The following is a 22,417-nucleotide window of genomic DNA, read 5'->3' as shown; positions in this document are numbered from 1 at the left end:
AATTAACTGCAGTTTATTATAATTTTGTTAGAAAAAAGTCAGCTCATCACCTATCTTTATCCCGAAATATTTATACCTCTAAAATAAGCGCAGAAAAAATGAAAAGAATGGATGTCCAACAAAAATAAGCCAAATAAAATTGAATTTATATGACTTTTACTCCATGTATGCTTTTTATATTAAAAAAGCTTCTGTTCGAATCCCTTCGTCTTTCCATCATTTTTTAAAAAGATCATGATGGAGGAATATATGACGTTTTATCAGAATGTTATGCAACCGCTGCGGAGAAACACTACATTAGCGAGTAGCTTAATTATAAGCAAATATCCTCTATATGTAACTAGAAAAAAACTTGGCGATATGGCAAGTTTTTTTCTAGTGCGACGCATATGAAGCGAGCCCAATAAATACCTTTCCTTTGAGAAGATATTATCCTACAGGTTTTACTTCTTTTTTAGTGGTTGCATCTGCATCTACCATGTATTTCTTTTTCGTTGCTTCCCCACCTCGCAAATGTCTAATTGCTTTATGATGCTCTAAAATTTTTTTAACGCGCTTTGCTAATTCTGGATTAATCTCGGGTAATCTTTCCGTTAAATCTTTATGGACTGTACTTTTAGAAACACCAAACTCCTTTGCTATAACGCGAACTGTTTTTTTTGTTTCCACCACATAATTCCCTATCTTGATCGTTCGTTCTTTGATGTAATCGTGCACACCGTTCGCCTCCCTGAGTTGTATATTTCTGAGGTGACCAATTGGTACAGGCGTTTGTAGATGGATAGCTAGAACCATACAACATTTGTTTTATGTAGATAGTATTTTTAATTTAGAAAAAGTTTCAAAATTCTGTATTTTAAAACGATAAAATATCAGTATTGTTGGTTTTCACCTGCTTAGCAGGTTCACATATCTCACCTCAGACACTTATGTTTTAGTGGTTTGTATAAGTTTATTATGACGCAATGAGGTTTATGCTTAAAAAAGAGACCTTGTTCATATAAGACAAGCCATTTTACAATGAGACTGAAAATATATAGGACCACGAATGAAAACCAGCTATGCCAAGCCATATGGAAATAGCCGAATTTCTAATTTCTTTGCATTTCTATAATGCAAAAAAACGCCTTTGATTTATTTTCAAAGGCGTTGCTTTTTCACTATGAAACGTTAGAAACAAGAAATTTAATTATTCAACTCAGGGTCCATTTCTTCCGTTTCATCCACATTATCTGCTTCATCTGAAGCTTCATCTGATTCTTCATCTGTAGTTTCGCTCTCATCAGAAGGGGTTTCGTTTTCTTGATCTCCTTCTGCATCTTCCGTTCCTTCTTGATCTGCTTCATCTTGCGCATCCACGTCTTCTGTTTCTTCCTCTACTGCACTGTTCAAGCTACTTACTGGTTGATTGAAGTACTCTTCTGGATTAACTTCTTGATCCTCTTTACGTAGCTCAAAGTAAACATGCGTTCCGCTGTCTTTTCCAAATACGCTCTTACCTGCTTTACCTAAAGTGTCGCCTTGCTTCACTTCAGAGCCCGCCTTTACATCAACATCTTCAAGACTAGCATAATAGGTTTGGACATCATCTTCATGGGTAAGCACAACAACATTTCCTAATAGCGGATCTTCTTTTACTTCTGTAACTTCACCACTTAAAGCTGCTACAACCTCAAATGATTCACCACTTGCAGAAGCAATATTTACACCATCACTCTCATAGTACTTATTGTTGTACAAAACCAAGGCCTGCTCTTGCTCTTCTTGATCTGCATTGTAATCATAAAATTTAGTTACGATTTCTGCTTCTTCTGGGTTTGTCACAGGCATTTGGATCATTTCCTGTTGCTCCAACACAGGTTCAGCTCTTTCTCCATGCTCAGATGGAATGAACTCATCTGTTCCTTCTTGGGCATCAGGCACTTGATTGTCCACATTTTGATACCAAACGACAACAGATAATAATACAGCGGCAATAGTTAAATAGACAGCTGGGAAGAACCATTTTTTACGAAAAATTCGACTCCACTTGTTTTTTGAAGCCCCTTTGTTTTCCTCTTTCATAAGATCATCACCTCAACAACCATTCTGATCAGAAAAAGGAATTTATATACATCTATTAACAAATAATTTGCATTTCACCGTATTTTTTTGTGAAAAAGAGGTAAATTAAGAGGACTTTGCTTTTTATAACAATCCAATAGATTGTAATACTTCCTATTATAGAAGTTTCTATCTCCTACTATCATTACAAACTTTGTTAGGTAATTTAAAAAATCCATCCTATCGTGCAATAGCAGGCTATAGCTTTTCTTATACTATAAATCTTTAAACTCTTATAATTTCCTATAAAGCAACAAAAAACTCTCGTCTATTTTGCGACAAGAGTTGGAGCTGTATCATTAATCGTACTTATTTTTACATCCTGATAATAATAACGGACAATATCTTGATAATTTTTCCCTTCTTTAGCCATGCCATTTGCACCATATTGACTCATACCAACTCCATGACCGAACCCTTTGGTTGTAAAAATAAAATGGTTATTTTTTTGTTCAATGGTAAAATCACTTGAACGCAATTCTAGCTTTTCTCTAATTTCCCTTCCCGAAAAAGTTTGTTTTCCTAATTGCAACTGCTCTACCCGATTACTATCTGTACGCGTAGTTTCAACAGCTAAAGGAAATTGATTCGGTAAATCTACTTCTAACGCTTTTTCTAACTGCTGTATCGAAAACGTTTTTTGATCTAAATATTTCGGAGACTCCTCATCCCAATGACTCTCCACACTACGTAAATATGGAAGTTCATTTTCCCAGTAGTCTTCTGAATTCTCCGTATAGCCATTACTCGTAGAGAAAAAAGCAGGCGTGATTGGTGCATCTTTATAGGTTACTATTTCTCCCTTTGTTTCTGCCACCGCTTCTTTTACTTTTTTCATTTTCCAATCAAAGTCGCTCCCCCATAAATTTTGCAACTGACCTTCGTCTTTATACACTTGATGTTGTACTGTATCTGTGACGTCTGATTCTTGTTTAGCTCCTTCACCGTGAAGCTTTTGATTCACAATATACGTTCTCGCTGCAAGGGACTGCGCTTTTAACGCTTCTTTTTCAAATTCTGCGGGCATTTCAGAAGCCACTACACCAGCTACATATTCTTCCAAAGGTACTCCCTCTACTTTATTTACATTCGAACGCATTACTGACACCGAGAAAGATGAGCTATCTGAATCCATATCTTGGTTGGTTGTTTCTTCACTACTTGCGATTGGGGGGGCTTTCGCCTCTTTTTCATCCCCCTTGCTATAAGGAATGACAATTAATGTAGGTACTACTAAGATAATCATCAGTAAACAAGCTAACAAAATGGTAGAAGGAATTTTCCATACATGTTGCTTTGGTCTTTTTTGTAAATAGTATGGCTTTTTGGGTGCAAACCATTGTTTATTACGTGTTAGTGACTTTTTCATAAATGTTTGCTGCTTTGCTTTTACTTTTTTCAGTAATAAGGCATTTCGTTTTTTCGTGTAGTTATATCCATGTTTTTTTGAATATTTACTAGGTTTCATTGCTTACCCCCTTCAACATCACTTCAATCTAGCAGTCCTATTAAGATATATATACACGACTTCTTCTATGTAGAACTAAAAATGTTGAAAAAATCGGCGGTTGCCAAGCCATTAAGACGATTATATGCCTCTGTTTTTCTATACAACCCTTTAGGTTTTATTCTCTCCTAAAGGAACAAAGGCTCGGGGCGCTCGTTTAGTAACGCAGCGAGTGGAACGAAGCGACTAAAGTTTTAGGAATCATGGTGAGACGGTGTTGCATGAATCAATGATGACTTATCTTAAGGCGATTCTTGAAGTCGCCAGTTGGTAGGCGCTGGAGCCGAACATGGCTAAATAATTTAGGAAGTTTATTCACAACTAAAAAAATTTACGATTTCCTAGACCATGAAAAAAAGACATTCCGTAATAGCCGTTTTTTTATCGTCTACTACAGAATGTCTCTCGGGTACATCATTGCAATAACTACAAAACTTTATGAATAAAGATGACAGGCAACAAAGTGCTCTGGTGCTATTTCTCTAAACGGCGGTTTTTGTTGCTCACAAATAAGCATAGCCATTGGGCATCGCGTACGAAATACACATCCACTCGGCGGATTAATTGGACTTGGGAGTTCACCTTGCAATATAATTCGTTCTCTCTTTTCTTCGACTTCTGGATCTGGAATTGGGATCGCAGATAATAGCGCCTTCGTATACGGGTGATATGGATGGTCATATAGCTGTTCTGATTTTGTAAGTTCGATTAAATTGCCTAAGTACATGACGCCAATTCGATCAGAAATCTGCTTCACCATCGATAAATCATGGGCAATAAATAAAAACGTTAATCCTTTTTCATGTTGAATTTCCTTTAATAAATTAACGACTTGGGCCTGTATGGAAACATCCAACGCCGAAATTGGTTCATCTGCAATAATGAACTCTGGGTTTAAAGCGAGCGCCCTTGCAATACCTATACGCTGTCTTTGACCGCCACTGAATTCATGAGGATAACGATTCGCATGATCCCGCTGTAAACCTACCTCTGCTAATAATTGGTATACCCGTTCTTTTATTTCCTTCTTATGTCGATACAAACGATGTATTTCCATTGGCTCAGAGATAATTTCCTGTACAGTCGACCTAGGATTTAATGAAGCATATGGATCTTGAAAAATCATTTGCATCTTTTTATGCAACTTGAATCTATCATTTTCTTTTAAACTATGAATATCCTCCCCATCGTACAAAACTTCTCCAGCTGTCTTATGGTATAAACCGAGAATGGTTCGCCCTATTGTAGATTTGCCACAACCGGACTCCCCTACTAAGCCAAATGTCTCTCCTTCGTTTATTTGAAACGATACATCATTGACAGCCTGTAGCGTCTGATTTCTGTTCACGTCAAAAAATTTCTTCAGACGGTTTACTTCGAGAATTACTTTTGCCATTTTCTATCGTTTCCTCCTCCTGCCAGTAGCGCCTAGCCGCACATAACTCTGTTTCATACATCGTATTTGCAAGACTGATTTGTTCAATTCCCTTTCCCGTTTGTGGGGCATGTAACATATCTCCGTTACCAGAATAAATACCTACATGATGTATCCTTCCTTTCCCATTTTGATATGCAAAGAAAAGTAAATCACCAGGTAGTATCCTATCTAGCGGAACTTTGACTCCACCTTTTACTTGATCGCCTGCATCTCTAGCAATCTGATATCCATTCGCTTTATGCGCCGCGTAGGCTAAACCTGAACAATCATAACCGTATGCGCTCATTCCTCCCCATAAATAATCAAGCCCTATGTAAGATTTAGCAATAGCTACAATGGACTCCCCATTACTACGGACTATACCGTCCGCTTTTGAAAATAACTCGATATCTTGCGTATGAACATATCCAATACCATGCGGTGTTACTACAGACGTCGTAGAACCATGATGTCTTTTTACTGGTAAAATGGTTAAATAACTTAAGTGTATAGAGGATTCATTATGAATAGTTAACGAAGCAAAGGGAGATCGAACGATAGCACCTATAGGCTGAAGCCAGTCTTGATTAGAAATTTGTTTGAGTTGACAAGCAGGCACCCAACCTGGATAACCTCTTCTATCTTTATGTGATGGCTGAGTAGGTATAATAACATGCGCCCAATCACCAGCCCATTCCGTTACTAGCACTTGTTCGCCATATAACAATTGTGTTTGAATACGATTTTCCACACATAATGCCAGTTTTTCAGTATCATCTAATTGCTTCACCCACTGGTCTACATGTGCCGGGTTATGAAGCGCTAATGCATCTATTCTTCTAGCAGACAATGGTTCTGTCCAAACCGTAGCAACAGAGACACAGGTTACATACCGTTCATTTGTTGTTTGCTCATACGTTTGCTGACTCACTGTTGACCCTCCTATTTTATAAAATGAATCTTCCATGAGTAGTATTTTCTTTCGCAACCCACACATTATTTAGTAGCAGCTTGAACTTCCGCTATAAGACTTGGCTTGTCGCCAAGTCTTATAGCGGAAGCTGTTGTTTTTCTTATACTATAAACATTTAAACTTTTATACTTCCTATAGTATTAGAAAAACTTTGGCTACCATAAGTGCCTGCTCGTCGAGAAGATCCATGTTATTTTTCTAAATGAAAGACCCCTTAGACGGCTATTGTTTATCGGCATACTTTAAATCCAAATACCCTACTGGATGGCGAAGTATTTTCGTTACACCTTCTTGTAATACTTCTACTTGATTATAATAGCGGACTGGAAATAACGGCACTTCTTCTGCTAATAGCTTTTCTGCCTCATACATATATTCCCAACGTTTCCCTTCATCCGCTTCTGATTTTGCATTGGCAATTAATTGATCATACTGTTCATTGGACCAGCCTGTGCGATTCATATATGATCCAGTAATAAAGCTTTCAAGGAAATTGACAGGATCGGCATAATCGTATAAAAAGGAGCTTCTTGATAATTGATGATTTAAAGCCTTTTGATCTTCTAAGAAAACATTCCATTCTGTATTTTCAAGCTCTACATCGACACCAATATTCTCACTAAACATGCCTTGAATTGCTTCAGCTACTTCTTTATTTAAATCGCTTGTATTATAGGATAAAGTAACCGTAGGCAGTTCATCATAGCCCTCTTCTTCCATCCCTTTTTCTAAAAGCTGCTTTGCTTCCTCAGGATCAAATGAGACGAGATCGCCATTTACATCTCGGAAGTCTTCGCCGCTAGGGTTGGTAAACCCAGGAGATATATAACCATAAGCAGGCTTCACTTTATTTTTCACCACATATTCTGTAATGTTTTCTTGATCTACTGCTAGCGCAAAAGCTTTTCTAATGTTTTTATTTTGAAAAGGCTCCTCCGTAACATTAAAGCGGAAAAACTCTAATCCTCCTTGGTCAACAACCTGCACATTATCTCCATCAATTAACTGATCGGATAATTCTGCAGGTATTTCGGCTGAATCTAACTCTCCTCGTTCAAACATTTGATATTCTGTATTCGTATCATTGACCATCGCCCAATGCACGCCGTCTAAGTTAACACTGTCTGCATCCCAATATGCATCATTTTTCGTAAACATCATTTCATTATCATGTTCCCAAGATTCCAGCTGAAATGGCCCATTACCTACAAATGATTCTGCTTCCGCATGCCATTCTGAATTATCAGCAGCTACTTGATGGTTCACTGGAAAAAAGGCAGGATTGGTTAGTACATGTAAGAAAAATCCAGTCGGGTTTTCCAATTCAACTTCTAGCGTTTTTTCATTGACTGCGGTGATTCCTAAATCGTCTGTAGAACCCTCCCCACTATTAAATGCTTCTCCCCCTTTGATAAAGTAACCGAGAAATCCAGCAGATGAGCCTGTTTTTGGATTTAATAAACGCTCCCACGCAAAGATGAAATCTTCTGCCACAACTGGATCGCCATTAGACCAATTCGCATCCTCTCGTAAATAAAATGTGTATGTGGTTCCATCTTCTGAAACATCCCATTCTTCCGCAACTGCAGGTTGTGGTGTATGATCTTCATCAAGTCGCGTGAGCCCTTCCATCAAGTTATTTAACGCATTCCAAGAAACATTATCAAAACCTATTGCTGGGTCAAAAGATGTTGGCTCTTCTCCGTTATTAAGTTGAAGAATTTTTTCATCTCCTGCCTTCTCTCCTTCTCCATTCTTATTTTCTGTACCAGTACTCTCATTTGCCGTACAAGCAGCTAAAACAAGAAACACTAAAACTCCCATTAAATAAAGCAACCCTTTTTTCATTGCCTCTCCCCCTCGTTATTGGTTGGCTGTGCGAGCTAGAAGTTGTTGCGCCCGTTTGTCCTGCAGCCAGCAATCCACTCGATGTGAACTGCTTCGTTCCGTCGTTACGGGATATACGTTATCACACACCTCCATGGCGTAAGGGCATCTCGCTGTAAACGGACATCCTTGTGGTGGTGCAAATAAATCCGGCGGTGTCCCATCAATTGGTGATAATTGCTCTTCTTTTAAATCAAGCCTTGGAACTGATTTTAGCAAACCTTTCGTATAAGGGTGCTGCTGATTGTAAAATAGGTCACGCTTTGTTCCCGTTTCAATTATTTTTCCTGCATACATAACTGCAATTCGATCGGCTATTTTAGCCACAACCCCTAAGTCATGCGTAATTAGAATAATAGATATACCTGTTTTTGCTTGAATCGTCGTAAATAATTCTAAAATTTGCGCCTGAATGGTTACATCCAAAGCCGTTGTAGGCTCATCAGCAATTAATAACTCTGGCTCACAAATTAAAGCCATAGCAATCACAATTCTTTGCCGCATCCCTCCACTAAATTGGTGCGGGTACTGCTTTAACCGTTCCTTAGGATTTGGTATGCCAACTAAATGCATCATTTCTAAAGCTTTGGAGGTAGCTGTTTCTCCGCGAATGGATTGATGCTCCTGCAATCCTTCCATAAGCTGCGTGCCAATAGTTAGCGTTGGATTTAATGCTGTCATTGGATCTTGAAAAATCATCGATATTTCCACGCCACGAATCGATCGCATCTGTTTTTCGGTATAACGCGTTATCTCTTTCCCCTTAAACATCACCTTACCTCTAACAATTTTTCCTGGCGGTTCCGGAATCAGTCGCATAATCGCTTGTGAAGTGACGCTCTTCCCGCAACCTGACTCTCCAACAATTGCTAGTGTTTCCCCTTTATGCAAATAAAAATTCACACCTCGAACGGCTTTGATTGTCCCACCATACGTCGAAAAAGCTACATGTAAATCGTGTACCTCAAGTAGTTTCTCCATCTACTCACCTACTTTCTCAGCTTCGGATCAAGTGCATCCTGAAGCCCATCCCCTAATACATTAAATGCAAACATCGTAAAAGAAATGAAGAATGCTGGAAAAAATAATGTCCACCAATGTCCAGACAAGATTGCCCCTAACGAATCATTTGCCATCACTCCCCAACTTGCAAATGGGGCTTGAATCCCAAGTCCAAGAAAACTTAAAAATGCTTCTGCAAAAATCGCACTTGGAACTGTTAACGTCATTTGCACAATAATTGGCCCCATTGTATTTGGTAATAAGTTTTTACGAATAATCCGTGCTGTCTTCGCACCAAATGACCTAGAAGCAAGCACAAATTCATAATTTTTGATTTGCAATACTTGCCCACGTACAATTCTCGCCATTCCTACCCAGCCTGTAACGGTTAAAGCGAGAATAATCGTACCTAAGCTAGGTCCTAAAACGACGAGCAATAAAATAACGACTAACAAATAAGGAAGACCATATAACACTTCAATAATTCGCATCATCATACTATCCGTACGTCCGCCTTTATATCCAGACAATCCACCATAAATAATTCCAATAGTAAAATCAATGAGCGCTGCCATTAGCCCGACAAATAATGAAATACGTGCTCCATACCATGTACGAGTAAACACATCCCTCCCACCATTATCCGTTCCAAACCAATGTTGTGAAGAAGGTGGCTGATACTGATCCGGTAAATTTTGTTTGTTTACTTCATAAGGCGATAATATAGGCGCGAATATGGCGAAAATAGTTAGTAAAATCAAGAACACCAACCCCGTCATTGCTAACTTATTTTTCAATAATCTTCGCCAAGCATCTTTCCAATACGATAAAGATGGTCTTGATACCGTTTCTAGTGCTTTTGTATCTCGCTCTTTCCAAGAAAACCATTCATCTGGTATTTCCGTATGAGAAGTTGGCTTCTTTCCTGTTTGGTCTGTCACATTTATTTTCATTCTCTCCCGCCTTTCTTATGCAGCTTAATACGCGGGTCTAATATGCCATATGCAATATCAACGAGAAATAGCATTACTATTAAAAAAGCGCTGTAAAATACAGTTGTTCCCATAATAACAGGATAATCACGCTGATTAATGCTTTCTACAAAATACTTCCCCATTCCAGGAACAGCAAATATTTTCTCAATAACAAACGTGCCTGTTAATATTCCTGCCAGTAAGGTTCCCATAATAGTAACCACAGGCATTAACGCGTTTCTTAAAGCGTGCTTGCAAATAATCTTCCAAGGTGCTAACCCCTTAGCTCTAGCCATTTTAATATAGTCTTGTGTTAACACCTCAAGCATCGTTGACCTTGTAAGCCTTGCGATTATCGCCATGGGCCCTGTCGCAAGTGCTGTAACGGGTAAAATCATATGTGCGGGACTTAACCATCTTGCAACTGGAAACCATTCTATATTCACTGCTAATTGCTGAATAAGCAAGGTAGCTAATACAAAATTTGGAATGGATATTCCTAACACAGCAAAACCCATTGCTACGTAATCAATGATTTGATTATGCTTTAACGCTGCAAACACACCTAATGTAACGCCAGATAATACGGCAACAATAATGGTAATTATTCCTAGCTCGAAAGATATGGGGAAGCCGCGGCCAAGCATTTCATTGACCGTTTGTGATGGCTGTTTAATCGATGGACCAAAATCAAACGTAACAATTGATTTTAAATAAAGGACATATTGAACTATGTATGGCTTATCCAAATTATAATGTGCTTCTAAGTTTGCTTGAACGGCTTCATTTGTCCCCCGTTCACTATTAAATGGAGAACCTGGTATCGTCACCATTAGTATAAACGTTAATGTAACAATTACCCATAAAGTAATCACCATCATAAGTAAGCGCTTTCCTATATAACGCAGCATACTACCTCCCCCTTATGAGAATTTTGTCATCATCGCAAGCTCTGTCATAACAAGCATTGCCTGATATGCTTCCAGTATGTCTTTTGCGTGAAAGCGAACGACTGTTGTTCCTGGTTCTATCTTTGTACCAGGCATTAAATTCGCCCATTCCGCCTGTCCGAAATTAGCAAATTCTATTCGTAAAACAGGTTCATCGGGAGGTACAAGCGGTAAAACAAGATGGCGATTTCGTACAGCTTCTGTTATCTTTTGCGTTAATAACTGCGCCGACTTTTTAGGTGTTAAGCTTTTAACAGATGACCGAGAAATTGTCTCTTTCACAGCTATAGCTGTAACATTTGGAATAAGTTCGCTTGCTTCCTTTGCTGCTTGATCATCGCCCGCAACAGCTATAATGGGTACGCCATAAAAGCCTGCCAGATAAGCATTTAAACCCATTTCACCAATTTCGTGGTCATTGATATACATCGTCCTTACAGCATGAATCATCGTATGAGACATAACTCCAAACATTCCTGCTCGTGCATGATAACCGACAAATATAGCGGCATCATACGAGGCATCTAGCCCATGCATCATGGAAAATGGCTTTACGTCACCAGTAATAAGCTGCGCATCTTCATGTAAATCCTCAATCAATAAGTTATTCATCTTAGAATGGCTATCATTGACAATAATTTCCAAACAACCTTGGGCAAGAGCCGCGCGGATGACCACGTTGGCTTCTTCCGTCATCATCTTTCTGGAGCGTTCATAATTATGCATCGATGAGGCGACGAAAGTTTCATCTGGCAATCCCGTAATTCCTTCCATATCCACAGAAACATACAGTTTCATCTGAACATTCTCCCTAATGTTAAAATTTTCTTAAATTTTAACACAAAATAACTAAAAAGAAAAGTTTGAATTTTTATTTAAATATCAATTTAGTATATAGAACAAAGGATCAGGGCGCTCGGTTAGCAACGTAGCGACTGGAACGAATCAACGAAAGTTTTAGGAATCATGCTCCTGTAACAGGAGTATGCCGGCGCCCTCCGGCAATCCCGTCTTAAGACGGCCTTTCTATTTAGAACGAACCGATGATGACTTAGCGTAAGGCAATGGAGTGAAGTCGCCTAGTTGCTGGGCACTGGGGCCGGAAGGGGTTAAATAACTTAGTAAGTTTACCCACAGCTACTAAATTTTATAATTTCGAATAATTTTCTAGACTACAAAAAAACAGATGACCCAAACCTTTTCATCTGTTTTTACTCATATTGTATATTTATGAAACAAAATCGTTTTAATAACAATAATAATATCCAAATTATGACAGTTTTGCAGCTATAGAACGATTGATCGGTTCTACATGCACATAAGGCAAAACTGAATTACCATGCTCATCCACTCTTTCCACATCTGCTCCTAATCCTGCTAATTTCCCAGCAAAATCCACGTAACCACGATCAAGATGCTTTAATTCCGTAACTCTAGTCACACCATCAGCGATTAAACCAGCTAAAATAAGTGCTGCAGCTGCTCGTAAATCCGTAGCCGCTACTTCAGCTCCTTGTGGATTACAAGGCCCCTCGATGATAACACTATGTCCTTCTATTTTCATTTTTGCATTCATACGACGAAATTCTTCCACATGCATAAATCGATTTTCAAACACCGTCTCCGTAATAACACTAGTGCCTTGAGCAACTAGCATTAAGGCCATCATTTGAGATTGCATATCTGTAGGGAATCCAGGATGAGGTAACGTTTTTATATCCGTTGCCTTCAATTGCTTAGGACCAATTACCCTTAGGCCATTTTTTTCTTCTTGTACGATAACATTCATTTCTTCTAATTTGGAAATAACGGAACGTAAATGCTCAGGAACAGCATTTTCAATGAACACATTTCCTTCTGTTATGGCCGCAGCCACCATAAACGTACCTGCTTCAATACGATCAGGTATAATCGAATGCTCTGTACCATACAATTTATCTACGCCTTCAATACGAATGGTTTCTGTTCCTGCACCAACAATTTTGGCCCCCATCTTATTTAAATAATTCGCTAAATCTACAATTTCTGGCTCTTTGGCGCAGTTTTCTAAAACTGTCTTTCCTTCTGCTAGCGCAGCAGCCATCATAATATTTTCGGTTGCACCAACACTTGGCATATCTAAATAAATTTTTGCACCTTTAAGACGCTTGTCGACATAAAGCTCGACAAACCCATTTCCAACATGCGTTTTTGCACCCATCGCCTCAAAGCCCTTCAAATGCAAATCAATGGGTCTAGAGCCAATTGCACACCCACCAGGCATAGCTACTTTTGCATGACCGTAACGTGCTAATAATGGTCCGATTACAAGAACAGAAGCACGCATTTTTCTTACATATTCAAACGGAGCTTCTGTTGTTAAACGATTTGAAGCATCAACCGTAACTGTGTTATTGTCAAAATGTACACTTGCATTCATATTTTCCAACACTTGATTAATTGTATATACATCAGCTAGTTCAGGAACATCCTTAATGACACTTTTTCCTTCACTTGCAATAAGACTAGCAGCAATGACAGGGAGAACAGCATTTTTAGCACCTTCCACTTTTACAGTGCCTTGCAATTGGTGTCCACCTCTTACGATGATTTTTTCCATATTTCAAATCTCCTTCAGATCCATTTTCACTATATTAATATTCATTTATTAGGATAGGTGTTCCTATTACGTATGTAGGATTGTCCGATCCATTTTCTTCAACTGCGATTTGTATGTTCATAGGTGTATCATTTACGGAAATTTTTCGTTCCCACACTGGTGTATACCCGTAAATAATTTTTTTATGTGTCGATTGTTCTACTGTATCGAATTGCGTCTGTTTTTGTTGTATTTGAAAATAATTTGTTAATTTGTTTAAAAAATAATCACTACTTATTATACCATTTCCTTTAGTCGTCAGACAAGCAAATTTCTTTACAGAACTTGTGAAATATTCTTTTTGAAGGTGTAAAACGGTATTAAAATAGTTTTTTTCCATATTCGAATACCATCCATGTCCTTTTATAACTACGATCAATTCTGCATCAGCATGTTTTTGACGCGGAACGATCACATGAAACAACACGTTGAACCCTTTATATATATGGCTGTCTTCAAAGGAATATTTTATTTTCTGCTCATCTTTTTTTACATGCTGATGATATTTACGACTTAGCGTTTCTACTAAATCTTCTGTTCTTGCTTGGGAAATGGATTCTTTCCAAGTTGTTTCCCATTCCAGAATAGAAGCATCTTCAGCAATCATAAAATAAACTAAATCCAATAATTCGTTGTCACTTCTATCATGCGTTTGCGCTGCTACTGTATTTGCGACGAACAAACATAAAATTGCTAGAATAATAGACTTTTTCACAATAAAATCCCCCATATCCACCTATTTACTATAAATAGTATGAACTGGGAGAAGCAAAAGCATACATGGTCCTACACGTAATCTTTTATTATACGTAAGCCTTAAAATAAATGGTTTAAATCTCTTGACCATTGGAGTACTTCTAGAAAGAAACGGCTGACACCTGATCCAATCACGATGGTTAAAAACAGAATTAATATTTGCGCCTCTTTGGCTCTTCCTTTTTTAATCATTGGCTCAAAATTAATTGCCATCATCAATCTCCATGTTACATATATAAAGAGAATATGTGAAATTAAACTAACTAATGCCTGTTGTCCTAGTGAAAACATAAGAACCACCTTTATACATTACTGATTAGATTATCACCAAGTTTTAAAGGAGAAAGGCCCCTTTTTGAAATACTAAAATCCAAAAGACTTTAGGCTCTTAAATGAAAACACTTTCCCATAAAACTCTCCTATTTGAAGCGCTACTAGTTACTTTGCCATGGATATGGAAAAAAGTCAATGTAAATGATAGCTAGAGATTTATATCCCGTCTGAAAGTAGTTTGAAATAACTACATTTCCCGGGAAATATCGACATTGCTATAGACAATACTGACATTTCCTTTCATGGATAGACTTTCTTATCTTTTAAAAAAAGCCAATGGAATTGTAATTTTCTACTAATTTTTAATGGTTTGGAAAAAATTGTATTGATACATATTTTGTTGGAAAAAATAACCATCGTTTTGCTATGTTATATATTCCAAAATTTTTTACTTTCCTATAATGCAAAAAATCTCCTATAACATATTGTTATAAGAGATTTTTCAAATTATCTTATTACCCTTAAGCGATTGATAGCTCTTTTGAGAGCTAGTTCTGCTCTTAACGTATCAATATCATCTTGTTTTGATTGGAGACGGCGTTCCGCACGCTCTTTTGCACGCTCGGCGCGATCGATATCAATGTCAGATGGTTTTTCTGCAGACTGCGCTAAAATCGTCACTTTGTCTGGACGCACTTCCATAAAACCGCCATTAACCGCTAATTTATCTACATGATTTTCACGTTTCAAACGAACTGCATTAATGGACAATGGTGCAACTAAAGGAATGTGACCAGGTAAAATACCCAATTCTCCACTTTCTGCTTTACAACTCACCATTTCGTAGCTATCTTCTAGTACTGGACCGTCAGGAGTAACAACACTCACCGTTAGTGTTTTCAAAACAACCCCTCCTTAGCTTAACATGAAGGCGGTCAATGCATAAATACGTATTCATCAACCTGCAAGTATGAATAGGATTCATTCCTATCAAGCCTCTTTATTCCATGCTTTTTGCTTTTTCAACTACTTCTTCAATACGCCCTACTAAACGGAAGGCATCTTCTGGTAGATCATCGTATTTTCCAGCTAATATTTCTTTAAACCCTTTTACTGTTTCTTCTACAGGAACATAGGAACCTGGTTGACCTGTAAATTGTTCTGCAACGTGGAAGTTTTGTGAAAGGAAGAATTGAATACGACGTGCACGAGACACAACGAGTTTATCCTCATCACTTAACTCATCCATACCTAAGATCGCAATAATATCTTGTAGTTCTCGATAACGTTGTAATGTTTGCTGTACTTCCACAGCTACGTCATAATGCTCTTGTCCAACAACTTCTGGGTCTAACGCACGCGAAGTGGAAGCTAACGGATCCACCGCAGGATAGATACCTTGTTCTGATAAACCACGATCAAGGTTTGTTGTTGCGTCTAAGTGCGCAAACGTTGTTGCTGGTGCAGGGTCCGTATAGTCATCAGCAGGTACATAAATAGCCTGGATGGATGTAACAGAACCTTTTTTCGTAGATGTAATACGTTCCTGTAATTGTCCCATTTCTGTTGCTAACGTTGGTTGGTAACCAACCGCAGAAGGCATCCGTCCTAATAGTGCAGATACTTCTGTTCCTGCCTGTGTAAAACGGAAGATGTTGTCGATAAATAACAATACATCCTGCCCTTGCTCATCACGGAAATATTCTGCCATTGTTAGTCCAGTTAGGGCTACACGCATACGCGCACCAGGTGGTTCGTTCATTTGACCAAACACCATCGCTGTTTTAGAAATAACACCAGAATCCTTCATTTCATAGTACAGATCATTACCTTCACGAGTACGTTCACCAACACCGGCAAACACAGAAATACCACCATGCTCTTGTGCTATGTTATTAATAAGCTCTTGAATAAGTACTGTCTTACCAACACCGGCTCCACCAAACAAACCGATTTTTCCACCTTTTACATAAGGTGCAAGTAGGTCGACTACTTTTATTCCTGTTTCCAAGATTTCTGTTTCCGTTGTTAAATCTTCAAATTGTGGTGATTGACGATGAATTGGATCACGACGCACACCTGAGTCCAACGGTTCATCCAAGTCAATATTGTCTCCGAGTACGTTAAATACTCTACCTAATGTTACATCGCCAACAGGAACCGAAATCGGGCTTCCTTGGTCAACAACCTCCAAACCACGTCTTAAGCCATCTGTTGATGACATCGCAATGGTACGGACACTGTTATCACCTAAATGAAGCGCAACCTCCAAGGTGAGCTCTTTCGTTTCATTAGATGATTCATCAGGTATTTTAACAATAATCGCATTGTTAATGTCGGGAAGCTGTCCATCAGCGAATTTAACGTCAACGACAGGTCCCATTACTTGTGTAATACGTCCTTTGCTCATCGATTTCCCTCCTAACATACTTTCCTAAATTCCTCGAAGAAGCCTATTCAAGCGCTGCGACCCCTCCGCTAATTTCTGTTATTTCTTGTGTAATTGCAGCTTGACGCACGCGGTTGTAGGTCAATGTTAAATCATCAATAAGCTCATTAGCATTATCTGTTGCACTTTTCATTGCAGTCATACTTGCCGCATGTTCACTTGCTTTTCCATCCAATAATGCTCCATAAATGAGACTCTCTGCATATTGTGGTAAAAGTACTTCGAGAATTTGTTGCTCATTTGGCTCATACTCATACTCATCATGAAAGGCAGAATCAGTAGTCTGCACCCCTAAATCTGTAATCGGCAACAGTTGCGTTGTCGTTACCTTTTGCGAGATTGCACTTACATAATGATTATAAATGATGTGTAGCTCATCAATTTCTTCATCCACATATAATTGCACTGTTTCCGAAGCAATTTCTTTAATATCTGCAAAGTCAGGCTGATCGCCAATACCAATGATGCTTTGGGTAATTGGAAGATCCATTTTTTTACAGAACTCATAGCCCATTCGACCAATGGTTATCACAGTATACTCATCTTTGGATTGATGATTCTGTTGTATTCGTTGATACAACGCTTTTAAAATATGACTGTTGTACGCTCCGACAAGTCCTTTATCTGCTGTGATGACCATATATCCCGTTCGTTTTACTGCTCGTTTTTCCAACATAGGATGTGTGGTCTCTGTAGCAGAGTTTGCAATATGTGCCATCACTTCTTGAATTTTTTTACTGTAAGGTTCAAAAGCTTTTGTATTTTGCTCTGCTTTTGCCATTTTAGAAGCTGAAACCATCTGCATGGCAGAGGTGATTTTTTTCGTTTTTTGGGTAGAAGTTATTCTACCTTTAATCTCTCTAAGTGATGCCAAGCTCGTTCACCGCCCTTTCTCATAAAAGGTTACGCGCTATTATATACATTAACCTTCAGATGGCAAAAATGTTTTCTTGAAAGCTTCGATAGCTTCGTTCATTTCTGATTCATCAGGTAATTTTCCAGTCTCACGAATGGAAGTTAGAAGCTCTTTGCGATTATTCTCTAACCAATTATTCATTTCCTCTTCGAAACGAAGAATGTCTTCTACTTTAATATCATCAAGGAACCCTTTGGTGAGTGCATAAATACTCATAACTTGTTTTTCTACAGCCATTGGTTTATGCAACCCTTGTTTTAATATCTCTACGGTTCGTTCCCCACGGTTTAGTTTTGCCTGTGTCGCTTTATCCAGATCGGAACCAAATTGCGCAAATGCTTGTAATTCACGATAAGAAGCTAAGTCCAAGCGCAAAGTACCTGCAACTTTTTTCATCGCCTTGATTTGTGCGGAGCCCCCAACACGTGATACGGATAAACCAGCATTAATTGCTGGGCGAACGCCAGAGAAAAATAGATCCGATTGTAAGAAAATTTGTCCGTCTGTAATAGAAATAACGTTTGTTGGTATATAGGCAGCAATATCACCAGCTTGTGTTTCAACAAATGGTAATGCTGTTAAAGAACCGCCACCTTTTGCATCACTTAACTTCGCCGCACGCTCTAATAAACGGGAGTGAATGTAGAATACGTCACCAGGAAATGCTTCACGTCCAGGCGGGCGACGTAAAAGTAATGAAAGCTCACGATAAGCTACAGCCTGTTTGGACAAATCATCATAAACTACAAGCACGTGCTTGCCGTTATACATAAATTCTTCTCCCATAGCAACACCTGCATAAGGAGCTAAGTATAATAATGGAGCAGGATCAGAAGCACCAGCTGATACAACGATCGTATAATCTAAAGCACCATAACGGCGGAATGTTTCCACGGTGCCTCGTACAGTAGAGTCTTTCTGACCAATCGCCACATAAATACAAATCATGTCTTGATCTGCTTGGTTCAAAATGGTGTCTACCGCAACCGTTGTTTTACCTGTTTGTCGGTCACCGATAATTAATTCACGTTGCCCTCTACCAATTGGTACGAGCGCATCAATCGCTTTTATACCTGTTTGTAATGGTTCGTCAACAGATTTACGATCCATTACCCCTGGTGCAGGAGATTCAATCGGACGTGTTTTTGTTGCTTCGATTGCACCTTTACCGTCCAATGGTTGTCCTAGTGGGTTAACCACACGACCAATTAATTCATCTCCAACAGGTACTTGCATAATACGTCCTGTACGACGTACTTCATCGCCTTCTTTTATTTCACTGTAAGGACCTAAAATAACAATCCCCACATTACTTTCTTCTAAGTTCTGCGCTAAGCCCATCACGCCATTAGAGAATTCCAGTAATTCCCCGGCCATCGCGTTATCTAGACCATGAGCACGAGCAATACCGTCACCGATTTCGATTACTGTGCCGACATCGCTAACTTCAATATCTGTATCAAAAGTTTCAATTTGCTGTTTAATCAGACTGCTAATCTCTTCAGCTTTGATGCTCATACCATTTCACCCCTATCTTCATTTGTTTGCAGTTACAATATTTCGCTCAATTCTTTTCAGCTTACCGCTAACGGAGCCATCATAAATCGTATTGCCAACACGTATTTTCATACCACCGATTAAGGAAGGTTCAACAATATTTGTTAGCTCGATTGCCTGTTTATTAAAACGCTTGGCAAAGCTTGACTCCAATTGCCGACATTCTTCCTCCGATAATGCTCTTACAGAATAGACGGTTGCAGCTGCAATCCCTTTTGCATCATTTACTAGCCGGATAAAATGATCAATAATTGCCGGAAGTAATTCAATTCGATGACGCTGCACAAGCAGATTTAATATATTCACCACTTCTTTATGCGCCTGTTGAAATACATCTCGCAAAAATTGTTGTTTCTTCGCATTGCTAATACGTGGATGCATAAGGAATGTATAAAGATCTTTATTGTCTTGAAAAGCTTTTTTAACTACTTTCAACTCTTGAGTCAACGCTTCAAGTAGAGACTTTTCTTGACCAAGTTGGAAAAGAGCATCCGCGTAACGCTTCGCTATTGTTTCATTACTCATAGCTCTTCTCCTACCTCTTTAATGTACTCATTAATTAGCTTCTCTTGATCTTTCTCATCGATTTCTTTTTCAATGACTTTCGTTGCAATTAAAACGGATAATGATGCAACTTTATCTTGTAAAGCTTGTAATGCTTTTTCTTTTTCATTTTGGATGTCTGCTTGGGCAGACTCTTTAAGGCGGTTAGCCTCTTCGCGAGCTGCTCGAATAATTTCTTGCTCTTGCTTTTGACCAGCCTCTTTTGCATCATCCACGATCTTTTGTGCTTCCTGTTTCATTTGCTTTAAGCGTTCCTGTGCTTCTTGAGAAGCTTTTTCAGCATCAGCACGGCTTTTTTCAGCTGCATCTATTTCATTAGCTACATATTCTTCACGCTTTTGCATCATATTAATAATTGGACCCCAAGCGAATTTCTTTACTAAGTATAGTAGAAGAAGGAAGAAGAATAATTGAACAAGCATATCACCTACTCTTAAGCCTCCAACGCTGGCACCTACGGATAAAACATCGATGTATGAATACACTAATCTCACTCCTTTCGTGATCGGTAACAACTTCAAACTATTTTGCGATTAAACCCCATAAAGGAATGGCGAAGACTGTTTAGCTAATCCTCGCCATGTTAAATTATGATAGTTTACATAAAAATAGCCATAAATGCGATTACCGCTGCGATAATAGGAATCGCCTCAACTAGTGCTACACCAACAAACATTGTACCTTGTAATGAACCTTTTAATTCTGGTTGACGAGCAATCCCTTCTACTGTTTTACTAACGATCATCCCGTTACCAAGACCAGCGCCTAACGCTGCCAATCCAATTGCTATTGCTGCTGCTAAAGCTTCCATTCTTATTTCCTCCTTTTATTATAAACCTATTTTTTTATGTTTTTATTTAATGGTCACTGCTCACCTTATGAGACAAATACACCATTGTTAACATTGTAAAGACAAAGGCTTGAATTCCACCAATAAAGACACTGAATCCTTGCCATGCAAGCATTGGTACTGCTGCGAAAATAAAACCGAATGGTATATTCGCTGTTGCGAGCATCACAAGTAAGCCTAACAACACTTCCCCTGCATAAATATTACCGAATAGACGTAAACCTAACGTTAACGTATTGGTAAACTCTTCAATGATTTTGAAAGGGAGCATAATTGGTGAAGGACTAACATAGCCTTTCAAATAATGCTTCATACCTTGAATCTTGATTCCATAAAAATGGGTTAATAAAATAACCATACCTGATAATGTTAATGTTAATGTTGCATCAGCCGTCGGCGATTTCCACCATAAATCATGACCAATTACCCCTACTGTGGCTACTCCTAGCAAATTACTAACTAAGATATAGGTTATTAATGTTAAACCAAGCGGGAGGAATATTTTACCGGTTTTCCAATCCATGGTATCGCTAATAATCCCTTTTACGAATTCAACGATCCATTCCATGAAATTCTGCAAACCAGTTGGCCTCATTTGCAACTTTCGACTTGCAATGACACTAAGTATAAACACGACAGCTGAAGAAACAGCTACCATGAAAAGATTCGCCAAATTGACGTCCAACCAGGAAATACCAAATAGGTCATGTGCTATTGGCGCAGTATGATTCACGTTGTTCACCCCTCCTTCTTGTGCGATTGTTTAAAGTTACTTAGAGCAAAATCTATCATAATGACAGGATAAGATGTCATTAATCCAATAATTACAGCGATCATATGAAAGTAGGCATCAAACCGAATGGCAATTAAGATGGCAAGAATTGCGGCAGTCATACGCGATAGTGTACCTAACGTTTTTACTTTTTGATTACTCGTCACAGCCTCGCCAAACAGATCTACTTTCTTCTGGAGTAAGTACAAGTTATAAAAGCTGATAGATGTGCCTAGTAACAAACCAAGAAAGATCCGTACATACGGTGTAAAGCCAGCTCCTATAACAAAAATTGCAAGCAGATAGAGCATCCATTTCCGCTGTCGTGCAACCATTATTTTATATTCCGACATAATTCCCTCTTCCCTTGCCCATAATACAGCATGTACATACGCAAAATGTTCTGCCTATTCAGCTATAGCTTTACGCTTTAAACTACTAAAGCTTAAGAAATTCGTATGTAAAAAAAAGATCCATCTACACAGTATACTACAGCTTTTTTCACTTTACTATGAAGTTTATGTGAACAAATGAACAGGTAAGTAGCAAACCCGAAATGAAAGCGTTAATATTTATGAAGCCACTACCTTTCCACACTAAGCAAGTTTACATGAGGACCCCCTTAATGTCAATTGGTTTCAAGCATAATTTGCAAAGGGAAAGATAAGATTTTTAACCTCCAAAGAATTAAAAATCCCTCTTCCTAGTATAGTGTATATTCCGTGTCTAAAACGTGACAATTTAGTGAACAAAGGAACACTTAGAACAACTAGGCTTACGGTCAAGCCATTATGACGAAAACCCTTCCTTTTACTTATACGATAAAGCC

22 protein-coding genes are annotated in these 22,417 nt (G+C 38.5%); all 22 read right to left on the bottom strand.

What is annotated here, in order from left to right:
• Positions 1–429 precede the first annotated feature (429 nt).
• The 22 genes from spoIIID to BUB45_RS11545 all read right to left on the bottom strand — a co-directional run bounded on the left by spoIIID (position 430) and on the right by BUB45_RS11545 (position 21,941).
• Positions 430–717, bottom strand: coding sequence for a sporulation transcriptional regulator SpoIIID (spoIIID, locus tag BUB45_RS11650; protein ID WP_073009328.1), 288 nt, complete (start codon positions 715–717; stop codon positions 430–432).
• 468 nt (positions 718–1,185) lie between these two features.
• Positions 1,186–2,064 (bottom strand): stage II sporulation protein SpoIIQ, encoded by an 879-nt coding sequence (gene spoIIQ / locus BUB45_RS11645; RefSeq protein WP_073009325.1) that lies wholly within the window; start codon positions 2,062–2,064, stop codon positions 1,186–1,188.
• Positions 2,065–2,371: 307 nt separating this feature from the next.
• Complete coding sequence (gene spoIID, locus BUB45_RS11640) at positions 2,372–3,571, bottom strand: stage II sporulation protein D (RefSeq protein ID WP_073009323.1); 1,200 nt, start codon at positions 3,569–3,571, stop codon at positions 2,372–2,374.
• A 475-nt stretch (positions 3,572–4,046) separates the two neighbouring features.
• On the bottom strand, positions 4,047–5,006 hold the full coding sequence (locus tag BUB45_RS11635) for an ABC transporter ATP-binding protein (protein ID WP_073009320.1): 960 nt from the start codon (positions 5,004–5,006) through the stop codon (positions 4,047–4,049).
• Positions 4,960–5,958, bottom strand: a complete 999-nt coding sequence (locus tag BUB45_RS11630) for a C40 family peptidase (RefSeq protein WP_073009317.1) — start codon at positions 5,956–5,958, stop codon at positions 4,960–4,962. Before BUB45_RS11630 ends, BUB45_RS11635 begins: the two co-directional genes overlap by 47 nt.
• A gap of 264 nt (positions 5,959–6,222) precedes the next feature.
• Positions 6,223–7,848, bottom strand: coding sequence for a peptide ABC transporter substrate-binding protein (locus BUB45_RS11625; protein ID WP_073009314.1), 1,626 nt, complete (start codon positions 7,846–7,848; stop codon positions 6,223–6,225).
• Between the two features lie 15 nt (positions 7,849–7,863).
• Positions 7,864–8,868, bottom strand: coding sequence for an ABC transporter ATP-binding protein (locus BUB45_RS11620; RefSeq protein ID WP_073009310.1), 1,005 nt, complete (start codon positions 8,866–8,868; stop codon positions 7,864–7,866).
• An 8-nt stretch (positions 8,869–8,876) separates the two neighbouring features.
• Positions 8,877–9,842, bottom strand: coding sequence for an ABC transporter permease (locus BUB45_RS11615; RefSeq protein WP_073009307.1), 966 nt, complete (start codon positions 9,840–9,842; stop codon positions 8,877–8,879).
• On the bottom strand, positions 9,839–10,774 hold the full coding sequence (locus BUB45_RS11610) for an ABC transporter permease (RefSeq protein WP_073009304.1): 936 nt from the start codon (positions 10,772–10,774) through the stop codon (positions 9,839–9,841). The genes BUB45_RS11615 and BUB45_RS11610 overlap by 4 nt, the downstream gene beginning before the upstream one ends.
• Positions 10,775–10,786: 12 nt before the next feature.
• Complete coding sequence (locus BUB45_RS11605; protein ID WP_073009301.1) at positions 10,787–11,611, bottom strand: M55 family metallopeptidase; 825 nt, start codon at positions 11,609–11,611, stop codon at positions 10,787–10,789.
• Positions 11,612–12,083: 472 nt separating this feature from the next.
• Positions 12,084–13,412 carry a UDP-N-acetylglucosamine 1-carboxyvinyltransferase gene (gene murA / locus BUB45_RS11600; RefSeq protein WP_073009298.1) on the bottom strand — a complete coding sequence of 443 codons (1,329 nt, stop codon included), beginning with the start codon at positions 13,410–13,412 and terminating at the stop codon, positions 12,084–12,086.
• 34 nt (positions 13,413–13,446) lie between these two features.
• The gene (locus BUB45_RS11595) at positions 13,447–14,166 is read right to left on the bottom strand and encodes a YwmB family TATA-box binding protein (protein WP_170861751.1); all 720 of its coding nucleotides are present in this window, start codon (positions 14,164–14,166) and stop codon (positions 13,447–13,449) included.
• A 101-nt stretch (positions 14,167–14,267) separates the two neighbouring features.
• Positions 14,268–14,498 (bottom strand): DUF1146 family protein, encoded by a 231-nt coding sequence (locus BUB45_RS11590; protein WP_073009292.1) that lies wholly within the window; start codon positions 14,496–14,498, stop codon positions 14,268–14,270.
• A gap of 489 nt (positions 14,499–14,987) precedes the next feature.
• Positions 14,988–15,383: a F0F1 ATP synthase subunit epsilon gene (locus tag BUB45_RS11585; protein WP_073009289.1), complete on the bottom strand. Its 396-nt coding sequence runs from the start codon at positions 15,381–15,383 to the stop codon at positions 14,988–14,990.
• A gap of 97 nt (positions 15,384–15,480) precedes the next feature.
• Positions 15,481–16,890, bottom strand: coding sequence for a F0F1 ATP synthase subunit beta (atpD, locus tag BUB45_RS11580; protein ID WP_073009287.1), 1,410 nt, complete (start codon positions 16,888–16,890; stop codon positions 15,481–15,483).
• A 43-nt stretch (positions 16,891–16,933) separates the two neighbouring features.
• Positions 16,934–17,803 carry an ATP synthase F1 subunit gamma gene (atpG, locus tag BUB45_RS11575; RefSeq protein ID WP_073009284.1) on the bottom strand — a complete coding sequence of 290 codons (870 nt, stop codon included), beginning with the start codon at positions 17,801–17,803 and terminating at the stop codon, positions 16,934–16,936.
• A 48-nt stretch (positions 17,804–17,851) separates the two neighbouring features.
• On the bottom strand, positions 17,852–19,363 hold the full coding sequence (gene atpA / locus BUB45_RS11570; protein ID WP_073009281.1) for a F0F1 ATP synthase subunit alpha: 1,512 nt from the start codon (positions 19,361–19,363) through the stop codon (positions 17,852–17,854).
• Positions 19,364–19,381: 18 nt separating this feature from the next.
• Positions 19,382–19,927 carry a F0F1 ATP synthase subunit delta gene (locus BUB45_RS11565; protein ID WP_073009278.1) on the bottom strand — a complete coding sequence of 182 codons (546 nt, stop codon included), beginning with the start codon at positions 19,925–19,927 and terminating at the stop codon, positions 19,382–19,384.
• Positions 19,924–20,451, bottom strand: a complete 528-nt coding sequence (gene atpF / locus BUB45_RS11560; RefSeq protein ID WP_073009275.1) for a F0F1 ATP synthase subunit B — start codon at positions 20,449–20,451, stop codon at positions 19,924–19,926. Before atpF ends, BUB45_RS11565 begins: the two co-directional genes overlap by 4 nt.
• Before the next feature lie 113 nt (positions 20,452–20,564).
• Positions 20,565–20,777, bottom strand: coding sequence for a F0F1 ATP synthase subunit C (atpE, locus tag BUB45_RS11555; protein WP_073009272.1), 213 nt, complete (start codon positions 20,775–20,777; stop codon positions 20,565–20,567).
• A gap of 46 nt (positions 20,778–20,823) precedes the next feature.
• Positions 20,824–21,549 (bottom strand): F0F1 ATP synthase subunit A, encoded by a 726-nt coding sequence (gene atpB / locus BUB45_RS11550; RefSeq protein WP_073009269.1) that lies wholly within the window; start codon positions 21,547–21,549, stop codon positions 20,824–20,826.
• Positions 21,550–21,554: 5 nt separating this feature from the next.
• On the bottom strand, positions 21,555–21,941 hold the full coding sequence (locus tag BUB45_RS11545; RefSeq protein WP_073009266.1) for an ATP synthase subunit I: 387 nt from the start codon (positions 21,939–21,941) through the stop codon (positions 21,555–21,557).
• Between the last annotated feature and the right edge of the window lie 476 nt (positions 21,942–22,417).

This window comes from Virgibacillus chiguensis, from assembly GCF_900129865.1.
Taxonomy (GTDB): Bacteria; Bacillota; Bacilli; order Bacillales; family Amphibacillaceae; genus Virgibacillus; species Virgibacillus chiguensis.
The sequence above is the reverse complement of the archived record's forward strand: the minus strand, read 5'-3'. Positions and strand labels throughout refer to the sequence as shown.